At 64.0% G+C, this 19,812-nt stretch carries 11 protein-coding genes and 1 pseudogene; all 12 read right to left on the bottom strand.

The features are described from left to right. Positions 1-4: 4 nt before the first annotated feature. Positions 5-2,293: a type VI secretion system Vgr family protein gene (locus ABEA02_RS06990; RefSeq protein WP_345532315.1), complete on the bottom strand. Its 2,289-nt coding sequence runs from the start codon at positions 2,291-2,293 to the stop codon at positions 5-7. Positions 2,294-2,365: 72 nt separating this feature from the next. Beyond that, positions 2,366-2,572, bottom strand: a pseudogene (locus ABEA02_RS06995) (contractile injection system protein, VgrG/Pvc8 family); the annotation flags it as partial. 327 nt (positions 2,573-2,899) lie between these two features. After that, positions 2,900-4,387, bottom strand: a complete 1,488-nt coding sequence (locus ABEA02_RS07000) for a hypothetical protein (protein WP_345532162.1) — start codon at positions 4,385-4,387, stop codon at positions 2,900-2,902. A gap of 2 nt (positions 4,388-4,389) precedes the next feature. Then, complete coding sequence (locus tag ABEA02_RS07005; protein ID WP_345532163.1) at positions 4,390-7,068, bottom strand: phospholipase D-like domain-containing protein; 2,679 nt, start codon at positions 7,066-7,068, stop codon at positions 4,390-4,392. Between the two features lie 3 nt (positions 7,069-7,071). Then, the gene (locus ABEA02_RS07010; RefSeq protein WP_345532164.1) at positions 7,072-10,638 is read right to left on the bottom strand and encodes a type VI secretion system Vgr family protein; all 3,567 of its coding nucleotides are present in this window, start codon (positions 10,636-10,638) and stop codon (positions 7,072-7,074) included. Continuing rightward, a complete protein-coding gene (locus ABEA02_RS07015; RefSeq protein ID WP_345532165.1) occupies positions 10,635-11,735 on the bottom strand; it encodes a hypothetical protein in 1,101 nt (366 codons plus the stop codon). The genes ABEA02_RS07010 and ABEA02_RS07015 overlap by 4 nt, the downstream gene beginning before the upstream one ends. A gap of 16 nt (positions 11,736-11,751) precedes the next feature. After that, entirely contained in the window at positions 11,752-12,543 is a 792-nt protein-coding gene (locus ABEA02_RS07020; RefSeq protein ID WP_345532166.1) for an OmpA family protein, read from the bottom strand. Between the two features lie 2 nt (positions 12,544-12,545). After that, a complete protein-coding gene (gene tagF, locus ABEA02_RS07025) occupies positions 12,546-13,544 on the bottom strand; it encodes a type VI secretion system-associated protein TagF (protein WP_345532167.1) in 999 nt (332 codons plus the stop codon). A gap of 13 nt (positions 13,545-13,557) precedes the next feature. Then, the gene (gene tssM / locus ABEA02_RS07030) at positions 13,558-17,388 is read right to left on the bottom strand and encodes a type VI secretion system membrane subunit TssM (RefSeq protein ID WP_345532168.1); all 3,831 of its coding nucleotides are present in this window, start codon (positions 17,386-17,388) and stop codon (positions 13,558-13,560) included. 20 nt (positions 17,389-17,408) lie between these two features. Next, the gene (locus tag ABEA02_RS07035) at positions 17,409-18,836 is read right to left on the bottom strand and encodes a hypothetical protein (protein WP_345532169.1); all 1,428 of its coding nucleotides are present in this window, start codon (positions 18,834-18,836) and stop codon (positions 17,409-17,411) included. 19 nt (positions 18,837-18,855) lie between these two features. After that, a complete protein-coding gene (locus ABEA02_RS07040) occupies positions 18,856-19,125 on the bottom strand; it encodes a PAAR domain-containing protein (RefSeq protein WP_345532170.1) in 270 nt (89 codons plus the stop codon). A gap of 16 nt (positions 19,126-19,141) precedes the next feature. After that, positions 19,142-19,780, bottom strand: a complete 639-nt coding sequence (locus ABEA02_RS07045) for a M15 family metallopeptidase (protein ID WP_345532171.1) — start codon at positions 19,778-19,780, stop codon at positions 19,142-19,144. Between the last annotated feature and the right edge of the window lie 32 nt (positions 19,781-19,812).

Genomic DNA, 19,812 nt, shown 5'->3' on the forward strand with positions numbered 1-19,812 from the left:
CTTCTCAGCCTTTGAGTTTCTTCAGGAGTGACTTGCCGTCAGCGGACTTATGTTCCGTCCTGCTGATGGCTTCTCGATTCTTGTCGGAATTGGTTTCGCCGGGCTGTTCGAGCGAGTCGACGTAGCCCATCGCATCCAGAGCGCGTTCCTTCTTTTGTTGATCAGTCCAGCTTTCGCGCTCTTGCGTTAGGGTGAGCGAGCGCACCTTGCCGCGATAGGCCAGCCAGATACTGGAAGGCTGTCTGTTGTAAGCCTCGATCAACGTTTTTTCGTTGTCAGCGCTCAGTGCTATGCGACCGTCCGAAGCGGTCCGGCCTTGCAGCAGGAAATCGGTAGTCTCCAACGCCTCACGGGGCGTCGAGGCGATGACGATGCGCCAAGGCACATTCGCCTGCGCAGCCCCCAGCGGCCCTGCTCCGTCAGCAAGGCGCAGATCGAACTTGAAGGGCGTTCCCTCTGGAAGCGCTGATCTTGGCATTGCGGGCAATACCGCATCGACGTTCGCCCCACCCCCAAAGCTCTTGCTCGAAGCATGCACCGTCAGCACCCCCGGGCACTGCACCGTAATGTTCCCGCCCTCAATCGTGATCGCCGACCCACCGGCGACCGCGAGGTGAATCTTCTTCGGCGAGGCCATGTCGAGCTTGCCGGAGACGGAAACCATCTTCAGTTGCTCTTTGGCGGCGAGGGTCATGACGTCGGCTTGGGCCTGTGCGAGCACAGGGCCGCTGGCGGCGATGGCTTTGAGGTGGCCTTCGCCCTTGGCTGAAGAGAGCACGCCCAGTGCCTGACCTGTGTGGATGCGCAGGTGGCTGGCGAGTGCATAGTTGCTGTCCTGCCCGCTGGCCCAGGTGAGGGTTTCGCCTGCGGCCCACTGCAGGCTCTGGCCGGCGACCATGCCGAGGCCGCCCTTGGCCGCGAGCGTCAGCAGGGCGTCGGTGGAATGCGGGATCTTGTCCTTGTTCGCAGCGGTGGACTTGTCGCCTGCATCGGAGAGTGCTGCGTCGAAGGTGTTGGCCAGCACGCCGCTGGCGGCGCGGTGCTGAGCGGGCAGGGGCGCCTTCTCTTTGTCGAGTGCCGACTGGTTGCCGCCCGCGCTGCCCTGGGCCGACGCCACGGCCACCGTCTTGTGCGTGGTCGCGATCTGGCTGGTGTTCCTGGTCAGCTCGCTGGCCTGCTTGAAGAGCGCAATCGCCGCCGTCGCATCGCCTGCCGGTTCGCTCTGCGCCTTGTCGGGCGCGTGGGCGATGCCCCAGGTGGTGAAGAGTGCGCCGCGTGCGGCGCGCAGCGCCCCGTAGCCATCGGTGCGCAGCTCGAAGCCGTCGCCACGGTGGCTGCCACGGTAGTTGTCGGCCTGATGCACGAGGTGGCCGAGGTTGAGTTGCGTGGCCGCTTGCGTGGTGGCGAGCTGCACGCGCAGCTGGCCGTCGGTGTCGTCGAAGACGAGCTGGCTGTAGCCGGCGTGGGGCTGATTGTATTCGGCGGACTTGAAGCCCGAGAGGGCTGCTGCGTTGCGATGTGCGCCCGCAGCGGCGGCTTCGCCATGCCAGGCCGGGCTGTTGCCGCCCGCGAGGTTGCCCTGTGCGCTGGGCTTGTGGTCGGCGGCTTGATTGAAAGGCGAGTTCGCAGAATCTGAAGTCGCTGGATTCCCGCCTTCGCGGGAATGACGACCCTCTCCCCCCGGCGTTGGCGCTACGCTGCCATCCCCCTGCCCGTTGTAGAGGCTGCCCAGCACGATGGGGCGGTCGATATCGCCTTCGAGGAAGCCGACGAGGACTTCCTGCCCGATGCGCGGCACGAACTGCGCGCCGAGACCGGCGCCCGCGTAGCGGCTGGCGACGCGCAGCCAGGTGGTGTGCGGGGCTGGACCCCCATCGGCACTGTTCGCCTCCCTCACCCCTGGCCCCTCTCCCCGAGGGAGAGGGGAACTTTGAGCGGCTGCGCCGCGCTGCCAATGGAATTTGACGCGTACGCGGTGCAACGCGTCGGTATGGATCTCACCTGCAGCACCCGGTGTTGTCTCACCTTCCGGGCCGACGACGATTGCCGTTTGCACGCCCGGTGCAGTCGGTCGCGGATTGATGCGCAGGCCCGTCTCATCCTCCAGCGCCGGGCGCCAGGGCACGGCCACGCGTTGCGCGTCGAACTGGTTGGCATAGCCGCGTGCCTTGGCACCCGCGATCAGACTGGCCGGGGCGGCGGGCAGGGCAGTGGCGACATCGCCCAGCGCGCCTGCTGCGGACGCCAGGGTCTTGGGCAGGTTGTTGATGCCGACGACCTGCACACCCAGCACGACGAAGTGGCGCGACTGGTTGGCCGCTTCGGCGTCCTGACTCTCGCCGCGCAGGACGGCTTGCGCGTCGAGCGGGCTGCCACTGAGGATGAAGCGATGACCCGCGCGGAAGCTGCGGACCGAGCTGGCGCCGGCGAAGCGCTTGTAGCGCGCCTCCCGTGCTTCCTGCGCCAGCCGCGTGTAGCGGTCGGCCGCTGCAGCCGAGGCGAAGGCATAGGCGCCGGGCACGTCGTAGCTTTCGAGCTGGGGTGCGTGCTTCGAGCCGAATTCGTGGCGGGTGGGTTGTGAGGCGCAGTTGGCGGCCGACGAATTGACCCAGCGGAATGCCGGCCTCGCGCGACAGCAGCAGGATGTCCCAGGCGTAGAGCGACGACAGCGTCTCTTCGCCCGCGAAGGCTTCGAGGTTGAGGCTGCCGGCTTGCTCCAGACCCTCGATGTCGACGGTGTAGAGGCGCGTCGTCGAGTCGAGCCCGAAGAGGGATTCGAGCTGGCTGGACAGGCGGGCGGCGAGGGAAGACCTGGCGTCGTCGCTGAGTGGGGCGGCGAGGCCGCTGAATGCGGACGGAATTGCGGCGACGCCCATGGAAGCTACTCAGCGACGATTCATCATCGATCTTCCGATCCTTTTGGATACGCACGCTTGGCATAAGGATCATAGTCGAAGGCTTTGAAGAACTCCTCTTTGCTCTTCCACTTCTCTTTGCCGTCCGGCGTGCCGTAGCGGATGTCGGCGAAGTCGAACATTTCTTTCTTGCCGACGGTGCTGCCTAGCCGGTTGTTCCAACCCAATGCGACGAGGGTGGGCTTGCCCGCGGCGTTGTATTCCCACACGCGGTAGTAGATCAGGTTGGTTTTAAGGCGCAGGCTGATCTTGGCTTGCTTGAGGTCTTGAGTTTCGTCGCCGTAGAACTTGCCATCCTGCATCGGGTCGAGATTGAGCAGGTTGATCACGCGCTTCAGGCGACCCTGTTCGTCGTATTGCTCTTGCCGCACAGTGCGGCCCATTGCGGTGTAGAAGCGATCGCGTACCTGATGCTCGCCTGACTTGAAATGCTCGACGAGCTTGATGACGCGGCTCACATCAGTTTCGCGGCGGCGGTCGTACTGGTAGATGTCTTCCGGATTACGCAGCAGGGAAATGGGGACCGGGGGCTTGGTAAAAAAGTATTCAACGGGCGGGAGTCCGCCGGAGGCGTAGGGCCACTTGTAGTTGTGGCTTTTGTCTTTGGCGCCGAGCAACTGGGTGCCACCTTGAATCTTTGTGACGCCTTGGGTTGGCGTAACACGGGCCCCGCCCGCTATTTCGTGGGCCCCAGCAACGGCTATCGTGGAGGTCGTGTACTCGGCGGGGACGATTGAGAAGTCGATATCTTTAGCCCAATCGCCGTCCTTGTTGCCAAAGTGCTGCTCGATCCATTTGTGCCAGACCTTTCCCTCAATCTCGGCGAATTCGAACCTGTGAAAATTGTCTCGTACATCGGGCTCACCAGAGGGGCAGCGTTCGGTTACGTTCGCCTTGACCCATAGCAAGACGCGGTCTTTGTCGTCGTAACGGTAGCAGTGAAACTCGCCGAGAGTTGGTTTTAGCTCGTCATTTGTAGTCGCAAAGAACTTCTGATCAATTCGTCCTTTAGCGTCAAATAAATAAACGATAGCGCCTCTAAGAATATGAGTTGCAGGAAGTTGGTCGAGGCGCTTGTTGCGCTGTATGGCCTTTTTGCTGAATGCGATCTCGGCAGGTCTGGCTGGACTATTCTGGGTGTATGCCACCCACAGTTCTTTGCGGCAAAGCCTCCACCCTCCAGCCGGATTGGGCTCGAAGTAGGACACGTAATCCGCTTCACGGGCCTTTAGCGACCCGCTGCCATGACGCGCCAGAACTTCATCTGAAACTTTGTCTGGATAAGCCTGCATGGTCAGGCCGTTCATCGTCTGACTGCCGAGCGACGAGGTGTCTGCCTCGTAGCCAATGACGAACTTCACGCCTTCGCTCGGCGATTCGTACCAGTTGGCTGGATTGTTGCAAGCAGCCGTTGTGATCGAGCTGGCCAGACTAAGTGCAGCAAGTGCAAGTGAATGACGGAAAGACTTCATGTTCAGCTCACACTCGGGGGCAATTTCACATCGACACTGGCGATGTCGACACTCATATGGTGATCGACGCTGCCGTCTACCTCTACCCCTTCGCCCCACTGCAATGGCGCTTGTACGAAGAAGCCGATAAGGTTGTCGCTTAGATGCTTCTGCGCTTTCTCCAGATCATGTACGGCGTTACCCGCGTAGGTGACATAGCGTGCCTTGTAGTTCTGCATCGGCACTTGCAGGGCAGCACGTTGATGATCCCGCAGCTGGGTAGTCATGAACGCCGGTTGCAACGCAGGCGGCACTACGCCAAGCGAGCTTTTGCTCAGGTTCTTGGGAACGGTCGCAATGGCCGCATCACGCTTCTGCGCGAGCACTGCTTGCTGCGTGACGCGCTGTTCTGGCGTGAGATAAGGATTTCCTTTCAAGCCCGACACGCCTTGCTCGTACTGCCACTCTGCTTCACGCACATAAATTCGCGCTTCGGCATCGACTGCGACCGGGTAGGGACAGCTGAATTTGTCGAGGATGTCGGTGAATTGCTTCATGCCATCACGCGGTAGATGCGTGAATACAGATCCGTAAATCTTCTGGTTGTGGCTGGCAATTGCTTGTATTGCGGTGACTGTGTCAGGAGAGCAAGGCTTGTCAAGAACATCTGACCAGCGCGCTTTGCCCAGTAGCCGACCGAATACAGGGTTGCTTTCGCTGGTGGTCTCACGCGGCGGATGCGGGAGTGGGGCTTTGGGGGGGTGACCATTCTTCTCAGCACGAGCCGTCGATCTAAAGTAGTTGTTGCCATTGATCGCAAACCCGAAATGCTTCGTCCACAGGCTGCGGCGCAGTTCGCGGGCGAACTTGCGGGTGATGGCCGGGTACTGAGGATTGCCCAGGTCGCGGGTCTCGATGCCGGCGTTGTCCACCACCACAGCGGCGATCTCGGTGTCGCCATTGCCAGTGAGGCTGCGGTCGTTGATGTTGGCGCTGCCGATGATGGCCACCGCGTCATCGACGATCAATAGCTTGGAGTGGATGTAGATCTGCTCGGTGATGAGGTAGCGGCCGATTTCTTGCGCAAAGTCTTCGCGATAGTTCTTTGGGTCGCGTGCGTACTGTACGGCGATGCCGTAGTTGCGCATGTTGAGCACGGTAAGGTACTTGCACCACTCCTCGGGCTTGCGACCTTCCTTGCTGAGTGAGCGCTTGATGCGCCCGATGAGGCTGTTGCTGCCGTGATGGATGCTGGCGAGCGCCAGCCAGTGTTGTTTCCAGACCGAGCCGTCGGAGATGGCGCCCTCCGGGTGCACTGGCACGACGAGGTAGACGTGGAAGTTCGTGCCGGCCTGGATGTGCTCGTCAATGCGCCGGGCGAGTGCATCGAGGATGTGATTCTTGATTCCGTCGTTCTCGTTGCCGATCTTGCTGCTATCGACGGGGTAGTAGTGAAACGTACCGGCGCGTGTGCGCATCTCTTTAAGCGGCCCGGCCTTGCCGAAGTCGGAGATGAAGAATTGCGTTTCGATGTAGACGTAGTTCTCGGCGCTCGCGATGCAGTTGAGCATGGCGTTCTGGATGTTGTCCTGATGCGCGCTTTGCCAGTCTTTAAGGCATGACTCCAGCACTGGGCGCTGAGAGGGAGTCTTGAGATAAGCCAGGTCGGCGGGTGGAGTGAACCGACCGTTCTGGTCGTAGCTTTCCCCACGCAGGTGGGCTGAGGAGACAGACCGCACGATCTGCACCGTGGCTTGCCCGCCGGCGTCAGCCAGCGCCTTGCTTGGCACACCAGTCGCTTGATGGTGCGCCAGCCATTTGTCGTCGATCATCGCGATTTGTGCGGCGGACTCGCGGCTCAGATTGGCGGGTCTGGCGGACCACTTTGCGAGCATGTTCCAGCGTCGTGCGAAGTTGCGTAATACGTCGAAGGCTGCCGGCCCTTCCATCTTCATGTGCACGTCTTGCCAAGGCATGCGGGGTTGGCAGCCTTCTTCCAGCAAAGTGGTGCTATAGGGCTCGGCAAACCCTTGCTCCAGCAAGGCTTTTTCGTCAGGTGTCATACCGCGCACGCGGGTCGCGCAGGGGTTGTACATCTCGTTCAAGACGAAGCGGCTCGGGTCTACGACGACGTCGTACTCGGGCGTTTCGTACCTGCCGTAAGTCAGGTCGATTCCGCCGACAAAGGCGACACGACCGTCGACCACGACAAACTTCTGATGATGCGAGTAATCCCATGAGTCGTTTTGAGCTGAAGTTGGTCCTTGCAGCATGACAATCAGCTTGCCGGGATATTCCTTCTTGTTGATGGCGTTTAGCGCCCGGGCAACGCGGCCGTCGTAAGTGCCGGGCTTGCTGTCTGCGACACTGCGATAGAGTAGTACGCGGATTTGTACAGCTTTGGTCTTGATGATGTCTTCGAAGACGCGCCAGAGTCTGCCGGGATTTCCCTCCTCCCCGCGCTTTTCTATCTCCACGTCGAAGGCCATTTGCCAGTCGGCGATAAAGATGAGCTTCTCTGCCTTGCGCATGGCTTGGGCGACTTCTGCCAAAGCTTTTTGGCCGGACTCCATTATCTCGACCTTGTTGCCGGAAACGGGCAGGGCGAACTGACGTTCGTTGCAAAAGTATTGCCCGGTCGCTGTGCACAGCGTGTCGTCCAGCAGGGCGAGCCTGGCTTGTGCGGGGAGGTTTGCGTTCATGACTCAAGCCTTTGTGCGGGATTTCGGTGTTCCTGACAGCGCGGACTTGAAGTCCTCTTCTGCCCATAGTCGCGCGAATTGTTTCTGACTATCTGAATGGTCGTCCGCATTGGGAGCGTAGTTCAGCGCGTCGAGTACCTGGCGCTGAGCCTTATCGCCCTCCGATGAGGAGATGGAAGAGAAGCCGACGGGTATCGCGCGAGCTCCAGATACCAGCCAGACCTGCGATGGGTTTTGCTGAACCACTTCCCAAACCTTTCTTTGTTGGGCTTCGCTCAGCTTGCACTCGCCGTCGCCCGTACTTTGGCCTTCCGCCAGCACTTCACGCCAGTTTTTTGGATTGACGGGCGCCCGCGAGGCGGTTTCTCCCGATGGCGCTGCTTTGACCAAGACGATCTTCCATGGGCGGTTAGAGAGAGCCCGACCTTTGCTGCCGGGCACGTCCTGCAATTTGATAGCGAACTTCAGTTTGCTGTCGGGAAGCGAGCTTGTCGGCATCACCGGCAACGTGGCACTGACATTCCCACCACCCCCAAAGCTCTTGTTCGAAGCATGCACCGTCAGCACCCCCGGACACTGCACCGTAATGTTCCCGCCCTCAATCGTGATCGCTGATCCACCCGCAACTGCCAGGTGAATCTTCTTCGGCGAGGCCATGTCGAGCTTGCCGGAGACGGAAACCATCTTCAGTTGCTCTTTGGCGGCGAGGGTCATCGTGTCGGCTTGTGCCTGTGCGAGCACAGGGCCGCTGGCGGCGATGGCTTTGAGGTGGCCTTCACCCTTGGCTGAAGAGAGCACGCCCAGTGCCTGACCTGTGTGAATGCGCAGGTGGCTGGCGAGTGCATAGTTGCTGTCCTGCCCGCTGGCCCAGGTGAGGGTTTCGCCTGCGGCCCACTGCAGGCTCTGGCCGGCGACCATGCCGAGGCCGCCCTTGGCAGCGAGCGTCAGCAGGGCGTCGGTGGAATGCGGAATCTTCTCCTTGTTCGCAGTCGTGGACTTGTCGCCTGCATCGGAGAGTGCTGCGTCGAAGGTGTTGCCCAGCACGCCGCTGGTGGCGCGGTGCTGAGCGGGCAGGGGCGCCTTCTCTTTGTCGAGTGCCGACTGGTTGCCGCCTGCGCTGCCCTGGGCGGACGCGACGGCCACCGTCTTGTGCGTGGTCGCGATCTGACTGGTGTTCCTGGTCAGCTCGCTGGCTTGTTTGAAGAGCGCAATCGCCGCCGTCGCATCGCCTGCCGGTTCGCTCTGCGCCTTGTCGGGCGCATGCTGGATGCCCCAGGTGGTGAAGAGTGCGCCACGGGCGGCGCGCAGCGCCCCGTAGCCATCGGTGCGCAGCTCGAAGCCGTCGCCACGGTGGCTGCCACGGTAGTTGTCGGCCTGATGCACGAGGTGGCCGAGGTTGAGTTGCGTGGCCGCTTGCGTGGTGGCGAGCTGCACGCGCAGCTGGCCGTCGGTGTCGTCGAAGACGAGCTGGCTGTAGCCGGCGTGGGGCTGATTGTATTCGGCGGACTTGAAGCCCGAGAGGGCTGCTGCGTTGCGATGTGCGCCCGCAGCGGCGGCTTCGCCATGCCAGGCCGGGCTGTTGCCGCCCGCGAGGTTGCCCTGTGCGCTGGGCTTGTGGTCGGCGGCTTGATTGAAAGGCGAGTTCGCAGAATCTGAAGTCGCTGGATTCCCGCCTTCGCGGGAATGACGACCCTCTCCCCCCGGCGTTGGCGCTACGCTGCCATCCCCCTGCCCGTTGTAGAGGCTGCCCAGCACGATGGGGCGGTCGATATCGCCTTCGAGGAAGCCGACGAGGACTTCCTGCCCGATGCGCGGCACGAACTGCGCGCCGAGACCGGCGCCCGCGTAGCGGCTGGCGACGCGCAGCCAGGTGGTGTGCGGGGCTGGACCCCCATCGGCACTGTTCGCCTCCCTCACCCCTGGCCCCTCTCCCCGAGGGAGAGGGGAACTTTGAGCGGCTGCGCCGCGCTGCCAATGGAATTTGACGCGTACGCGGTGCAACGCGTCGGTATGGATCTCACCTGCAGCACCCGGTGTTGTCTCACCTTCCGGGCCGACGACGATTGCCGTTTGCACGCCCGGTGCAGTCGGTCGCGGATTGATGCGCAGGCCCGTCTCATCCTCCAGCGCCGGGCGCCAGGGCACGGCCACGCGTTGCGCGTCGAACTGGTTGGCATAGCCGCGTGCCTTGGCACCCGCGATCAGACTGGCCGGGGCGGCGGGCAGGGCAGTGGCGACATCGCCCAGCGCGCCTGCTGCGGACGCCAGGGTCTTGGGCAGGTTGTTGATGCCGACGACCTGCACACCCAGCACGAGGAAGTGGAGACGCTCGCTGTTGGATAGCACGGTGCCGGATTGCGCCTCCCCACCTCTCCCCCCGCCCCTCCCCTCAAGGGGAGGGGAGCTACTCGCGCCTTCGGCGTTCATAAAGATGGGGCTGCCACTGAGGATGAAGCGATGACCCGCGCGGAAGCTGCGGACCGAGCTGGTGCCGGCGAAGCGCTTGTAGCGCGCCTCCCGTGCTTCCTGCGCCAGCCGCGTGTAGCGGTCGGCCGCTGCCGCCGAGGCGAAGGCATAGGCGCCAGGCACGTCGTAGGTTTCGAGTTGGGGCGCGTGCTTCGAGCCGAATTCGTGGCGGGTAGGTTGTGAAGCGCTGATGGCCGCCTTGCCCTTGTAGTCCCACGACAGGGCGGTGGTGACTGCAGCAGCAAGCTGGCGCACGCCACCGAAGGCGGTGATCGCGTCCTGCGACTCCTGACTGCCTGCGCGGTGGAACCTCACCCCTGCGCCGCCGAGCGCGTGCGCTGAGACCACGTCTTCGGGCAGGCTCTCATTGGTCGAGAAGATCAGCAGGCTGTGCGCAGTCTCCGACGAGAGTTCCAGCGACTTGCCTTCATCGTCGCTGCGCTCGACGAAGCAGAAGCCCAGACCTTCTTCGGCCAGGATGCGCGACACGAAGTCGAAGTCGGTCTCGCGGTACTGCACGCAGTAGCTGCGCACGGGGGCGTCACGCATGAACGTGTCGACGCCCTCGGCGAGCTGCCAGTGGGCGCGTGGCGCGTAGGCGGCGAAGATGGACTCGATGATGTCGAGGACGGACTTCTCTTGCCACACGCGGCAGTCGCTGCGCTGGGTGGCGAGCCACAGCCAGGGCACGATGCGCACGCGATAGCGCGCCAGTGCACCATCGGCGGCGAGGCGTTCGGCCTGGGCGATGTAACCGGTGCGCGCGAAGTCCGAGCCATCGGAGAGGCGCGTGGTCAGCCGCAGTTGGCGGCCGATGAACTGACCCAGAGGAATGCCGGCCTCGCGCGACAGCAGCAGGATGTCCCAGGCGTAGAGCGACGACAGCGTCTCTTCGCCCGCGAAGGCTTCGAGGTTGAGGCTGCCGGCTTGCTCCAGACCCTCGATGTCGACGGTGTAGAGGCGCGTCGTCGAGTCGAGCCCGAAGAGGGACTCGAGCTGGCTGGACAGGCGGGCGGCGAGGGAGCCGGCGCTGTCGCCGAGACTGTTGGCGAGGCCCGACGGCAGGGTGCGTGACAGCGCGGCAGGGGCGGTGATGTCGTTCATGGCGTCACCTTGAATTTGTCGAGCAGCTTGCTGCCAGCCTCGGACGCGGCGTCCTTGGCCTTTTCGGTGCCGGCGTCGGTAGCTTTCCTGGTCGCGTCTTCGCGCGCGGCCTGGGCGGCGGACTGTGCTTCGGGCGTCAGGCGCGAGGTGCCCTTGCTGCTGGTCGCGCTGCTGCTGGCGGCTGCGTTGGCAGGCGCACCTGCTGGGCGACTGGCCGTGCGCGGGTCGTTCTTCTGGGCTTCGGTCTTTTGCGCCTCGGTCTTGCGGGCGGCGGCTGCCTTGGCTGCGGGTGAGGAGATGAGGGCCTCGAGCAGTACGACATCGGTGTCCACGTTGCCGGCACCCTTGCCATTGGCATTGGCCGCAGACGCACCACTCTGCGGTGCCGTGAGGGCAGAGAGAATGGTGGATTGCGGGCGGGCGTTGGCGGCGTCCTTGGTGGCAGTGTTGTTGGTCGCAGCGGGCTTTGCGGTCGCGTTGCTGGTTGTGGCAGGCGTGTCACCAGCGGCGGTCTTGCCCGCCGCTGGTTTGGCGGATCGGGTGTCGGTTGCGGCGGGGGCGGTGAGCGCAGACAAGGGATTGGTTGCGGCGCTGGCCCTGGCCGTGGCGGGTTCTGCCGCGGCAGTTGAAGCGGCTGGTGCTGGTGCCGCGACGGGTGGCGCTTCAGCAAGGTGTTCTATCTGCGCGGCACCGGTTGGGGCGGATTGCTCGGCGACGGGTTGCGAGACATCTGCGGCGGCTTGCGGGGCAGATTCCGCTGCGGCAGGCGCGGGTGCTGCGGCGGGATTCGTTGCGTTGGCGATCAGGGTGTGTTCTTCGTCGGACTGGCTACGCCACACCATCACTGCAACGAGGGCCAGCGCGAGGGCGCTGAGGCCGGCCATGACCAGGGTGCTGCGCGCAAAGAGGCCGCTGCCGGGCTTGCGTGGGGCCTTCTTCTTGCCGGGCTGGTTGGGGGCCATGGCCGACAGTACGTCGATGCGCATCTCGGTCGCCGGATTGTCGCTGGGCGGAGCAGGCGCAAAGAGATTGGGGCGGTCGGTGACCACCTTGACGCCGGGGCGGTTGCCGGAGGGCTTGCTGGTTTCGTCTGTCATGGCGTTCGCTCGGGTATCAGGGCGTGGTGCTGACGATGCGGAATTCGATGCGGCGGTTGCGCGCACGGCCTTCGGGCGTGGCGTTGCTTGCAACCGGTTCAGTCGCGCCCATGCCGCTGGCGCTCAGGCGGTCGCCTGCGACGTTGCGCGAGACGAGGTAGCGGCGTACGGCGTCGGCGCGTGATTGCGAGAGGATGAGGTTGGCTTCGGGGTGGCCCTGGCTGTCGGTGTGACCAAGGATCTGGATGCTCTGGTTGCCGAGCTTCTGCATCACGGAGGCCATCTCGTCGAGAATCTGGGCGCCGCGTGCGGTGAGCTTGGTGGAGCCCGATTCGAACTCGATGATGCGGTCGGCGAGTGCCTTGTCGAGCAGCTGCTGTTCGCCAGCGCCGACACGCAGCCCGTTCTTGATGACCCAGGTGGGATTGAGGCGTGACGCAAAGTCACTGACAAGCTGCTGGCGCAGGGCTTCGTTGGTGACTTCGCCGCGCACGGCGACGTTGTTGCCGTCGATGCTGAGCGCGCCAGCCGTGATCTGTTTGAGATCGGGCGTCAGCAGCTTCTGTACGTGCTCGCTCCAGTTGGGCGGGGCGACGACGTTGCCGACGCCAAGCTGGTCGATGACGCGGTCGCCGCCGTATGTCGACCGCATCTTCGAGAGGATGGCCTGGCGCGTGGCTTCGTCGGGCACGGTGCCGCTGACGATGACGGGCTTGGCAGTCGGGTTGGCGATGGTGCCCTGGGCTTGCGCAGCAGAAGTGACAAGCAGTGCGAGGAAGGCAATGGCGTAGAGGCGGAGCGTGGACATGATCAGGCGCCGAGAAAGACTTCGTTGAAGGTGTTGAGTGCTTGCCCCAGCGACAGCTCCGGGTGCTCGAGGTAGCTGGACAGCTTGGTCAGCGGGTACTCGCTGGCGACGTAGTCTTCGACCCATTCGGCCTGGCACATGTCGATGTTGATATCGAAGGCGAGCTGCGGATTGAGGATGGCTTCGAGCGCACGCGGGCTGGCGCCGTTGAAGCTGATGACCAGCTGCGGTCGCCCGGCGAGCTGCGTGCGCATGAGGTTGAGGTCGAAGTTGTCGCGCGTCAGGAAGGGGGCGAGCAGGCATAGCCAGAACGAGGCGACGTGAACGGCGGCAGAGTTGCTGCCGGGCAGTGGCAGGGCCAGGCCCTTGGTGGCGCCGCCGGTGTTCTGGCTGAGCAAGGGTGTCAGCAGCAGGCCGAGCGCGATGATGGTCTGGCGCACGTCGACAGGATTGCCAGAGCCGACCAGCATGCGTTGCAGGTTGGACAGGGTGGCGGTTTCCAGGTAGTTGGCGAGGCGCACGCGCAGGCCGTCGAGGTCGGTGTCGGCTTGCAAGTGGGCAAGATCGATGCGTTCCAGCGCGGTTTCGATCTCGGTCGCCGCCAGTGCATTGTTGGCCAGCTCACTGAAGTCAGTCCAGGCCGGTAGCAGGGCCATCGGCAGCACGCGCAGCAGGTCGAGCGGCGCACTGGTGCCCAGGTTGCCGGCGATGAGGAAGGGGAAGCGCCGGCCGACCGAATCGCGACTGCCGACCATGCGACCCGCCAGGACGCTGGCCGAGCGGCTGCCGACGAAGGCGAATTCGACGGGCACCATGGCGTCGAACTGCTGCTTCCAGTCCGGCGCGGTGGCGAGCTGTTCGAGGCTGACGGTCATCCAGCGGTCAAGCGGCTGGATGATGGCGGCGCCGCTGGTGCTGCGCACGAAGTCGCCGCGCGAGGGCAGCTTGCCGAAGTAGATCAGCGCTTCCTGCACGGTTGTGGGGTGGTGTGGGCTGTTCATGTCTCGCTCTTTTTCAGCGTGCCGGGGTAACGACTTGTGGCGTGACCTGGACAGCGACCGGCGTACCGGTGCTGCCCGCAGGCACGAGCCGCTCTGGCGAGCCGGCGATCGTGGCCGGCAGCTTCAGACCCTTGAGGCTTTGCGCCGGGGCCGGGTTGTTGGCCTCGGCTTCTGCCGCGGCTTGTTGACTGATGATGCGCAGGGTGACGGTGACGGACTGTGCGCCGTTGCTCCAGGTCAGGTCGAAGTCGCCGTTGTCGCGACGCTTGCGTTGCGCGGCGCCGAGCAGTTTTTCGAGTCCGAAGCGGCCGGGGATGTTGGCGAGCTCAACGGTGCGGCCGTCGTAGGTGACTGCCGTCACACGTGCGCCGGGTGTGCCACCACCGGGCCAGCGGAAGCGGTTCCACTCGGGGGCGGCGTTGCGGTAACGCATGTTCTGGCCGTCGATCTCGATGTTGTATTCGAGCAGGCCGGGCGAGGGACTCGGCAGGATCTGGAATACCGTTTGCGCCTCACCACCGGCACCACCGCCTCCGCTGCTGCCCACGGGGCCGCCGGGCTGGGCGACGTAGCGGGGGAAGTTGTTGGCGAACTCGGGGTTGAGCGTGATGCCGATGTCGGCCCAGGTGCGGGCGCTGAAAGTTTCGCCACGACGCACAACGAGGTTGCCCAGCGAGGTGCCGACGAACTTGGCAATCGCCCCATCGGGGCCGAAGTACTGTGCCATTTCAGCGGGGGTTGCCTCGATGCGTGAATCGGCTGCGAACGGGTACTTGGTGGCCAGCGTGCGGTTGAAGGGCTCGAATACCTGGGCGGACCAGATCTTGTTGAGCTCGGCCTCGGCCGGGCGGACGATGACGCTGAAGGATTCCATCAGCGGGCGTACCAGCAGCGGGCGCACCGTGGCGCGCGCCGTGTCGGTGAGGCCGACCATCATGGATTCATCGACGTAACGCAAAGCGTCGGCCAGTTCGGAGCCCTGAGCGTCAAGGGTTTGCTGCATCAGGCCGCGCGCGGCAGGGCCGGGGTCACCGGCGGTCTTCATCTGGTTGAAGCGTGTGCGCAGTTTGGAGAGGTGCGCGAGGTAGCCGTCAAACAATGCGGCATTGGCGTCGCCACGCTGCATCATCAGTGCGGCGATGCCGGCGAACTCTCGCCCGACGGGGCCGAGGCCGGGGTCGGATGTGAGGTTGCCGGTATTGACCTGCAGAGTCACGGGTTGCGGCGTGCGGCGCAGGATCACTTCCTTGAACCACTGCACGATGCCGCGTTTGGCGTTGGCGAGTTCCTTGTCGGCAAGGCTGGGGTTGTCCCACGAGGTTTCGCGGTAGAGCGACTCCATGAGCTTCCTGAGTGGCGAGCTGATGGGGTCCCCCATGCGGTTGAGGCCGCCGACGGCAGCATCGAAGCTGGCGAAGCCGGTGATTGACACGCCCTGCAGGAACTTCTTCCACTCGACGATGTAGTCGCGCTTGTACATCTCGGTGAGCGCTTTCTGGATCTGCTCGGGGCTGCCTTGCAGCGTGAGGTCGTCGCGCGTCGTCGACTTGAGCACCCAGTCGGTGGTCTGCAGTTCCTTGTTGGCGGCGTCCTTGATGGCGGGCTCGACGTACTTTTCCCAGGCGTCGCGCGTGAAGGTGCCGGATATGGCGTAGCTGCCGGCGACAAGGCGGCTGTCTTCGTCACCCACGATGCGTGCAACGGTGAGCGGCGCAAAGCGCGTCGAGGCGCGTGCCTTGATCTCGGCATACACGCGTTCGCGCGCCGGCATGCCCTTGACGACGCGGCGCAGGTTGTCACGCGCCTGGTCGACGAGGGCCAGCTTGTTGTCGATGAGCGGGAAGTCGGGCGTGCCGATCTGGGCAAGGTAAAAGCCCATGAGGCGCTCGGCGCTGCGCACCATCTTTTCGCGCGGCATGTTGCCGCGATGGGCGTCGAGCCAGACACGCCAGAAGCGCGTGAGCTGGTCGTTGAGGTGGCCGTTCTCGAGACGCTCGCGGTTGGCGAGCATGAGGTAGGTCTTCAGCGCGTTGTAGGCGTCTTCGACATTGGTGGGCGAGATCTCCTTGTACAGCGTCATTGCGCTGGCTTGTACCGGCTCGGCAGCGGGGGCGCTCTGCGCAGCCGGCGTCGCGGCCGCTGTTTGCGGTGCGAGCTTGTCCGCATTCGCGTTGACGTCGGTGAGGTAGGCCTCGATGCCTTCGGTGACAGGTGTCAGCAGCAGTGCGCGCATGCCTTCGAAGTACTCCTTGCGCAGGTGTGCTTCGATGCTGTTGCCCTGGTAGAGGCCAAGGCCCAGCGAGAGGGGTTTGTCATCGCGGAAGGACTGCAGCTGGTTGAGCCTGTCCTGCAGGATTTCCAGCGCCTCCATGCGGCTGCCGATGTCCTGTTGCTCGCGCTGCAGGGCGACGACGCGGTCGAGGTCGGCACGCACGTTGGCGAGCAGCTTCTCGTTCGATACGTACGACCAGGCCCACAGCGACAACGCGACAGACAGCGCGACTGCTGCGGCGATGAAGCCAACGAGGCGCGTGCGCTGCATGCTGCGCGAGGCGAACTGTTTGACGAGGTTCTTGTCGGCAAAGATGACCTTGGAGAACAGGTCGGAGAGGAAGAAGCCCTTGCCTTCGTAGATGGCCACTGGCGGGCGACTGTTCTCGATCGGACGCAGCGCGAAGGCTTCGGTGAGGCGGCGGTCCGAGGTGTTGATGGGCGCGCCTTCACGCACTGCACTGGTGAAGTAGAAGCCGCGGAAGACCGGTTTGTACTGGAAGGGGTTCTCTTCGAACAGCGTGGCGATGAAAGCGCGCAGCGAGGCGCGCGTGGCTTCGAACTCCAGCGGGAAGCTGAGCACGCCGGCACCGACCTGTCCGTCACGTGCCATGGCCATGCGCGTGACGGACAGCTCGTGCAGACCTTCGAGCAGTTCTTCGTAGTGCTTGTCGAACGCGCTGACGGCATCCGTCTTGCCTTCGCCGTCATAGGGCAGTGTGGCGCCCCATACGCGCGAGCGCTCTTGCGCATCGGAGTCTTCGAAGAACTCGGCAAAGCCGGCGATGAGGTCGACCTTGGTGAACATCAGGTACACCGGCGCGAACACGCCCAGCTCTGCAGACAGTTCCTGCACGCGCAGGCGCAGCATCTTGGCCGTGTTGATCGCGTACTCAGGCCGGTTCTGGCTGAGCTCGGCAATGCTCATCGCGATGATGATGCCGTTGATGGGCGCCTTGCTGCGGAACTTCTTGAGCAGGCCGAGGAAGGATAGCCACTCGCCGCGGTCCGCCTCGTAGGCGGAGTAGCGGCCTGCCGTGTCGAGCAGGATGCCCTCGGAGGTGAAGAACCAGTCGCAGTTGCGCGTCCCCCCCAGTCCGTGGATCACGCTGCCGGCATTGTCGGAGAAGGGGAACTGCAGGCCCGAGTTGACGATGGCCGAGCTCTTGCCGGCCGCCGGGTTGCCGATCACGAGGTACCAGGGCAGCTCGTACAGCGCAGCCTTGCCGCTGAGTTCGCCGAGCTTGGAGGTCTTGATCGTCTTGATCGCGTCCTGCATGCGGGTGCGCAGCGCTTCGACTTCGGGTCGCTTGTCGGTCGATGCTGCCTTGGCTGCCGGGCCCGATTCGCTCTGCATCATGTTCGAGATCGCCTCGCCGGCAGCCTCGGCCTGACGACGACGCCAGAACCACAGGCCCAGCAGGGCTACAGCAAACAAGCCGATGAGCAGCCATGCCCACAGGAAGCTGATGTCCAGCAGGGCTGTGGCCATCAGCACGAATATGGCGAAGGCCAACAGGCCGAGGACGGCCAGTGTGCGTGGGCGGGTGATGAAGTCGATGAAGCGTTGCATGACAGTGGCTTGTATTGGGTTCAGGTTGCGCTGGCTTGCCAGGGGCTGAGCGTGGCGACGCTGCGCGCTTGCGCATCGGCCAGGCAGGCCAGCAGGACAGGACGGGTTTCGGCTTGCACGTGTGCGGCAGCCAGTGCGAGGGTGATGGCCGACTGGGCCTGGCCGAGATGGCCCAGTGCCTTGCCGACGGCGAGGTGGTGTTCGACAGGGTCGAGATCGGGCAGGCTGCTGCCGATGAGCATCGCGCTCTCGGTAACCCAGGGGCTACGGTGGTCGCAATCGGAGACGAGCGCGCAGATGTCGGCGGCCTGCTTGTCTGCGTGTTGCAGACTGAGTGCGGTGAGCGTGCCGAGTGTGTCGGCTTCGATGCGGCCAGCGGCATTGACCGGCTTCTGGCGGGTGCCTGCTGCGACACGATGCAGTCGTGCCAGCGGAGCAGGTTCGACGTGCGCGGGGTCGGCCGGCATGGCGGCAATCACCGCAGCACCCTCGCCGGGCATCAGGCCTTGCTGGTTGTGGGCTGCGAAGAGCAGGTCGCGTGCTTCGATGGCGGCCACATGCTCTTCGGAGACATGGGTATCGCAGGCAATGACCAGCAGCACGGCGTGTGCGTGTGCCCCCTTGCTGCCCGCGCAGAAAGCATCAGCGACGCGCAGGGCGTCGCGTTGAAGCTCTGGGCGTTCAGCGTCGGCACGCACCACGCCAAAAGCGAAACCGGGCAGCGCGGCGGCTTGCTCGCGTGCCCAGGATGTCACCAGTTCGACCCAGGGGGGTGGGGCGAAGATCTTTGTGACCAAGGGCCGTCGTGGTGGCGGTTCATTGCGTGGCGAACCACCAGGTTGCGTCTGAGGCGCGGGTAGTGGTGGCAGGGCTGCCAATACGTCGAATGCGCGCGACAGGGGGCCGGCGAGCAGGGTCAGCAGGCGCGCGGCATCGGCCGGGTTCTGCCCTTCTCCTTGCCCCGGATGGCTGGCGAGGTGGCGCGTGACCCACTCCAGCGCCTCGGCCGTGTCGAGCCCGGCGCAGCACGATGCACGCACCGGCAGGCCATGCTGATCCATCAAGGTGTCGCTGAGCCCGGGTTGCAACTTGCCGGCCTGCAGGTCGGGCAGTAGTGCATCGGCGGCTTCGCCAGCCGGCGTATGCAGCTCTGCAGCGAGAATCGCCAGTTGCAGCTTGAGGGCGGGGCCTTCGGCAGCAACGACGGGTGCGGTAGCGGTTGCAGCAGGGGCGGCGGCGATAGCTGCGGGTCGGCGCAGTCGCTTCCAGCCCCATTTGACGATGAGAAAAAGGGACACGGCGACCAGTGGCAGCACTACGAACCACAGAACGATGCCATCGGCATCTATTTCCCGGTTGCTCTGCTGGAAATAGATCACGGCTGCCAGCCAGACGAGGCCGACGATGAGTGCTGGCAGGGCGAGGATTCCGAGAAGACGACGGATCATGATGAAACGATGTGGCTGCTCAAAGATCGGTCGTCGTGCTCTGCGTCGAGATCAGCGTCGCACCGCATGCGGTCTTGTCGCCATGACGAGCAACGGGCTTGCCGTCAATCAGGCAAGTGGGGTCGCCGGTGACGATGGTGGTAGGGCTATGGCAGCCCTTCTTCGGGCAGGTCACCTTGTCGCCAACGCGGGCGATGCGCTTGCCGTTGATGTCGCTTTCAGGCGCGCCTTCGATGACGGTTCCGCCGTGATCGGTTTTGTCGCCAACGAGGATGATGGGTCTTGCCATGGGGATTCTCGGCTGATCAATTGGTGGGAGCGGTGATGCCTTTGGCGCGACGCAGTTCGACGTGACCGAGGTCCATCATCTTCCAGCGTCCGCCCCAGGTCAGACCAAAGGCCTCGGCCGCCTGGCCATACAGCTCGTAGCCGCGCATGGCCCACGGGTCGCGCTCGGAAATGACGAGCTTGCCGTCGCGCAGGAAGGCGCAGTCCGCCGCGAGGCCGAACTGGTGGTAGCTCTGGAAGGCACGCGCATTGGTGACGTGCGAGCCCTGGCTGGCGAGCTGGTTCTGGCGTTCGGGGCTACGGTAGCCTTCGAGCAACGCCATTTCATAACCTTGTTCACGCATGCGCTGGAACACCCTTAGCAGACGCTGCTCGAAATCCTGATCGAGCAGCTTCCAGTCGCGGCTGGCGCTGGCCAAAGAAGGGCGCTCGGCCAATACCTCGCGTGTGCTGAAGACTTCGGGCGGAAGCGTCGGTGGTGGTACCAGTTGTTCGCCGGCGAGCAAGGTGCTGACCACGCTGTCCTGCTGGCGCGCGGTCTCCGAGTAACCCTGCAGCGAGATCTCGTCGCGTAGCGCGATGATCAGCACGACGGGCAGGCTGACAATGAGGAATGCAGCCAGCAACCACCAGCGATAACGCCGGGTGGTAGACATGGCTGTTTCTGCGCCCACACGCAACTCCGCCG

The organism is Viridibacterium curvum, from assembly GCF_039544165.1.
In the GTDB taxonomy this organism is placed as follows: Bacteria; Pseudomonadota; Gammaproteobacteria; order Burkholderiales; family Rhodocyclaceae; genus Viridibacterium; species Viridibacterium curvum.

Excerpts from the sequence above, each read along its gene's own strand:
- ABEA02_RS07000 (WP_345532162.1), bottom strand. The coding sequence starts at position 4,387 with ATGAAGTCTTTCCGTCATTCACTTGCACTTGCTGCACTTAGTCTGGCC.
- ABEA02_RS07005 (WP_345532163.1), bottom strand. The coding sequence starts at position 7,068 with ATGAACGCAAACCTCCCCGCACAAGCCAGGCTCGCCCTGCTGGACGAC.
- ABEA02_RS07010 (WP_345532164.1), bottom strand. The coding sequence starts at position 10,638 with ATGAACGACATCACCGCCCCTGCCGCGCTGTCACGCACCCTGCCGTCG.
- ABEA02_RS07015 (WP_345532165.1), bottom strand. The coding sequence starts at position 11,735 with ATGACAGACGAAACCAGCAAGCCCTCCGGCAACCGCCCCGGCGTCAAG.
- ABEA02_RS07020 (WP_345532166.1), bottom strand. The coding sequence starts at position 12,543 with ATGTCCACGCTCCGCCTCTACGCCATTGCCTTCCTCGCACTGCTTGTC.
- tagF (WP_345532167.1), bottom strand. The coding sequence starts at position 13,544 with ATGAACAGCCCACACCACCCCACAACCGTGCAGGAAGCGCTGATCTAC.
- tssM (WP_345532168.1), bottom strand. The coding sequence starts at position 17,388 with ATGCAACGCTTCATCGACTTCATCACCCGCCCACGCACACTGGCCGTC.
- ABEA02_RS07035 (WP_345532169.1), bottom strand. The coding sequence starts at position 18,836 with ATGATCCGTCGTCTTCTCGGAATCCTCGCCCTGCCAGCACTCATCGTC.
- ABEA02_RS07040 (WP_345532170.1), bottom strand. The coding sequence starts at position 19,125 with ATGGCAAGACCCATCATCCTCGTTGGCGACAAAACCGATCACGGCGGA.
- ABEA02_RS07045 (WP_345532171.1), bottom strand. The coding sequence starts at position 19,780 with ATGTCTACCACCCGGCGTTATCGCTGGTGGTTGCTGGCTGCATTCCTC.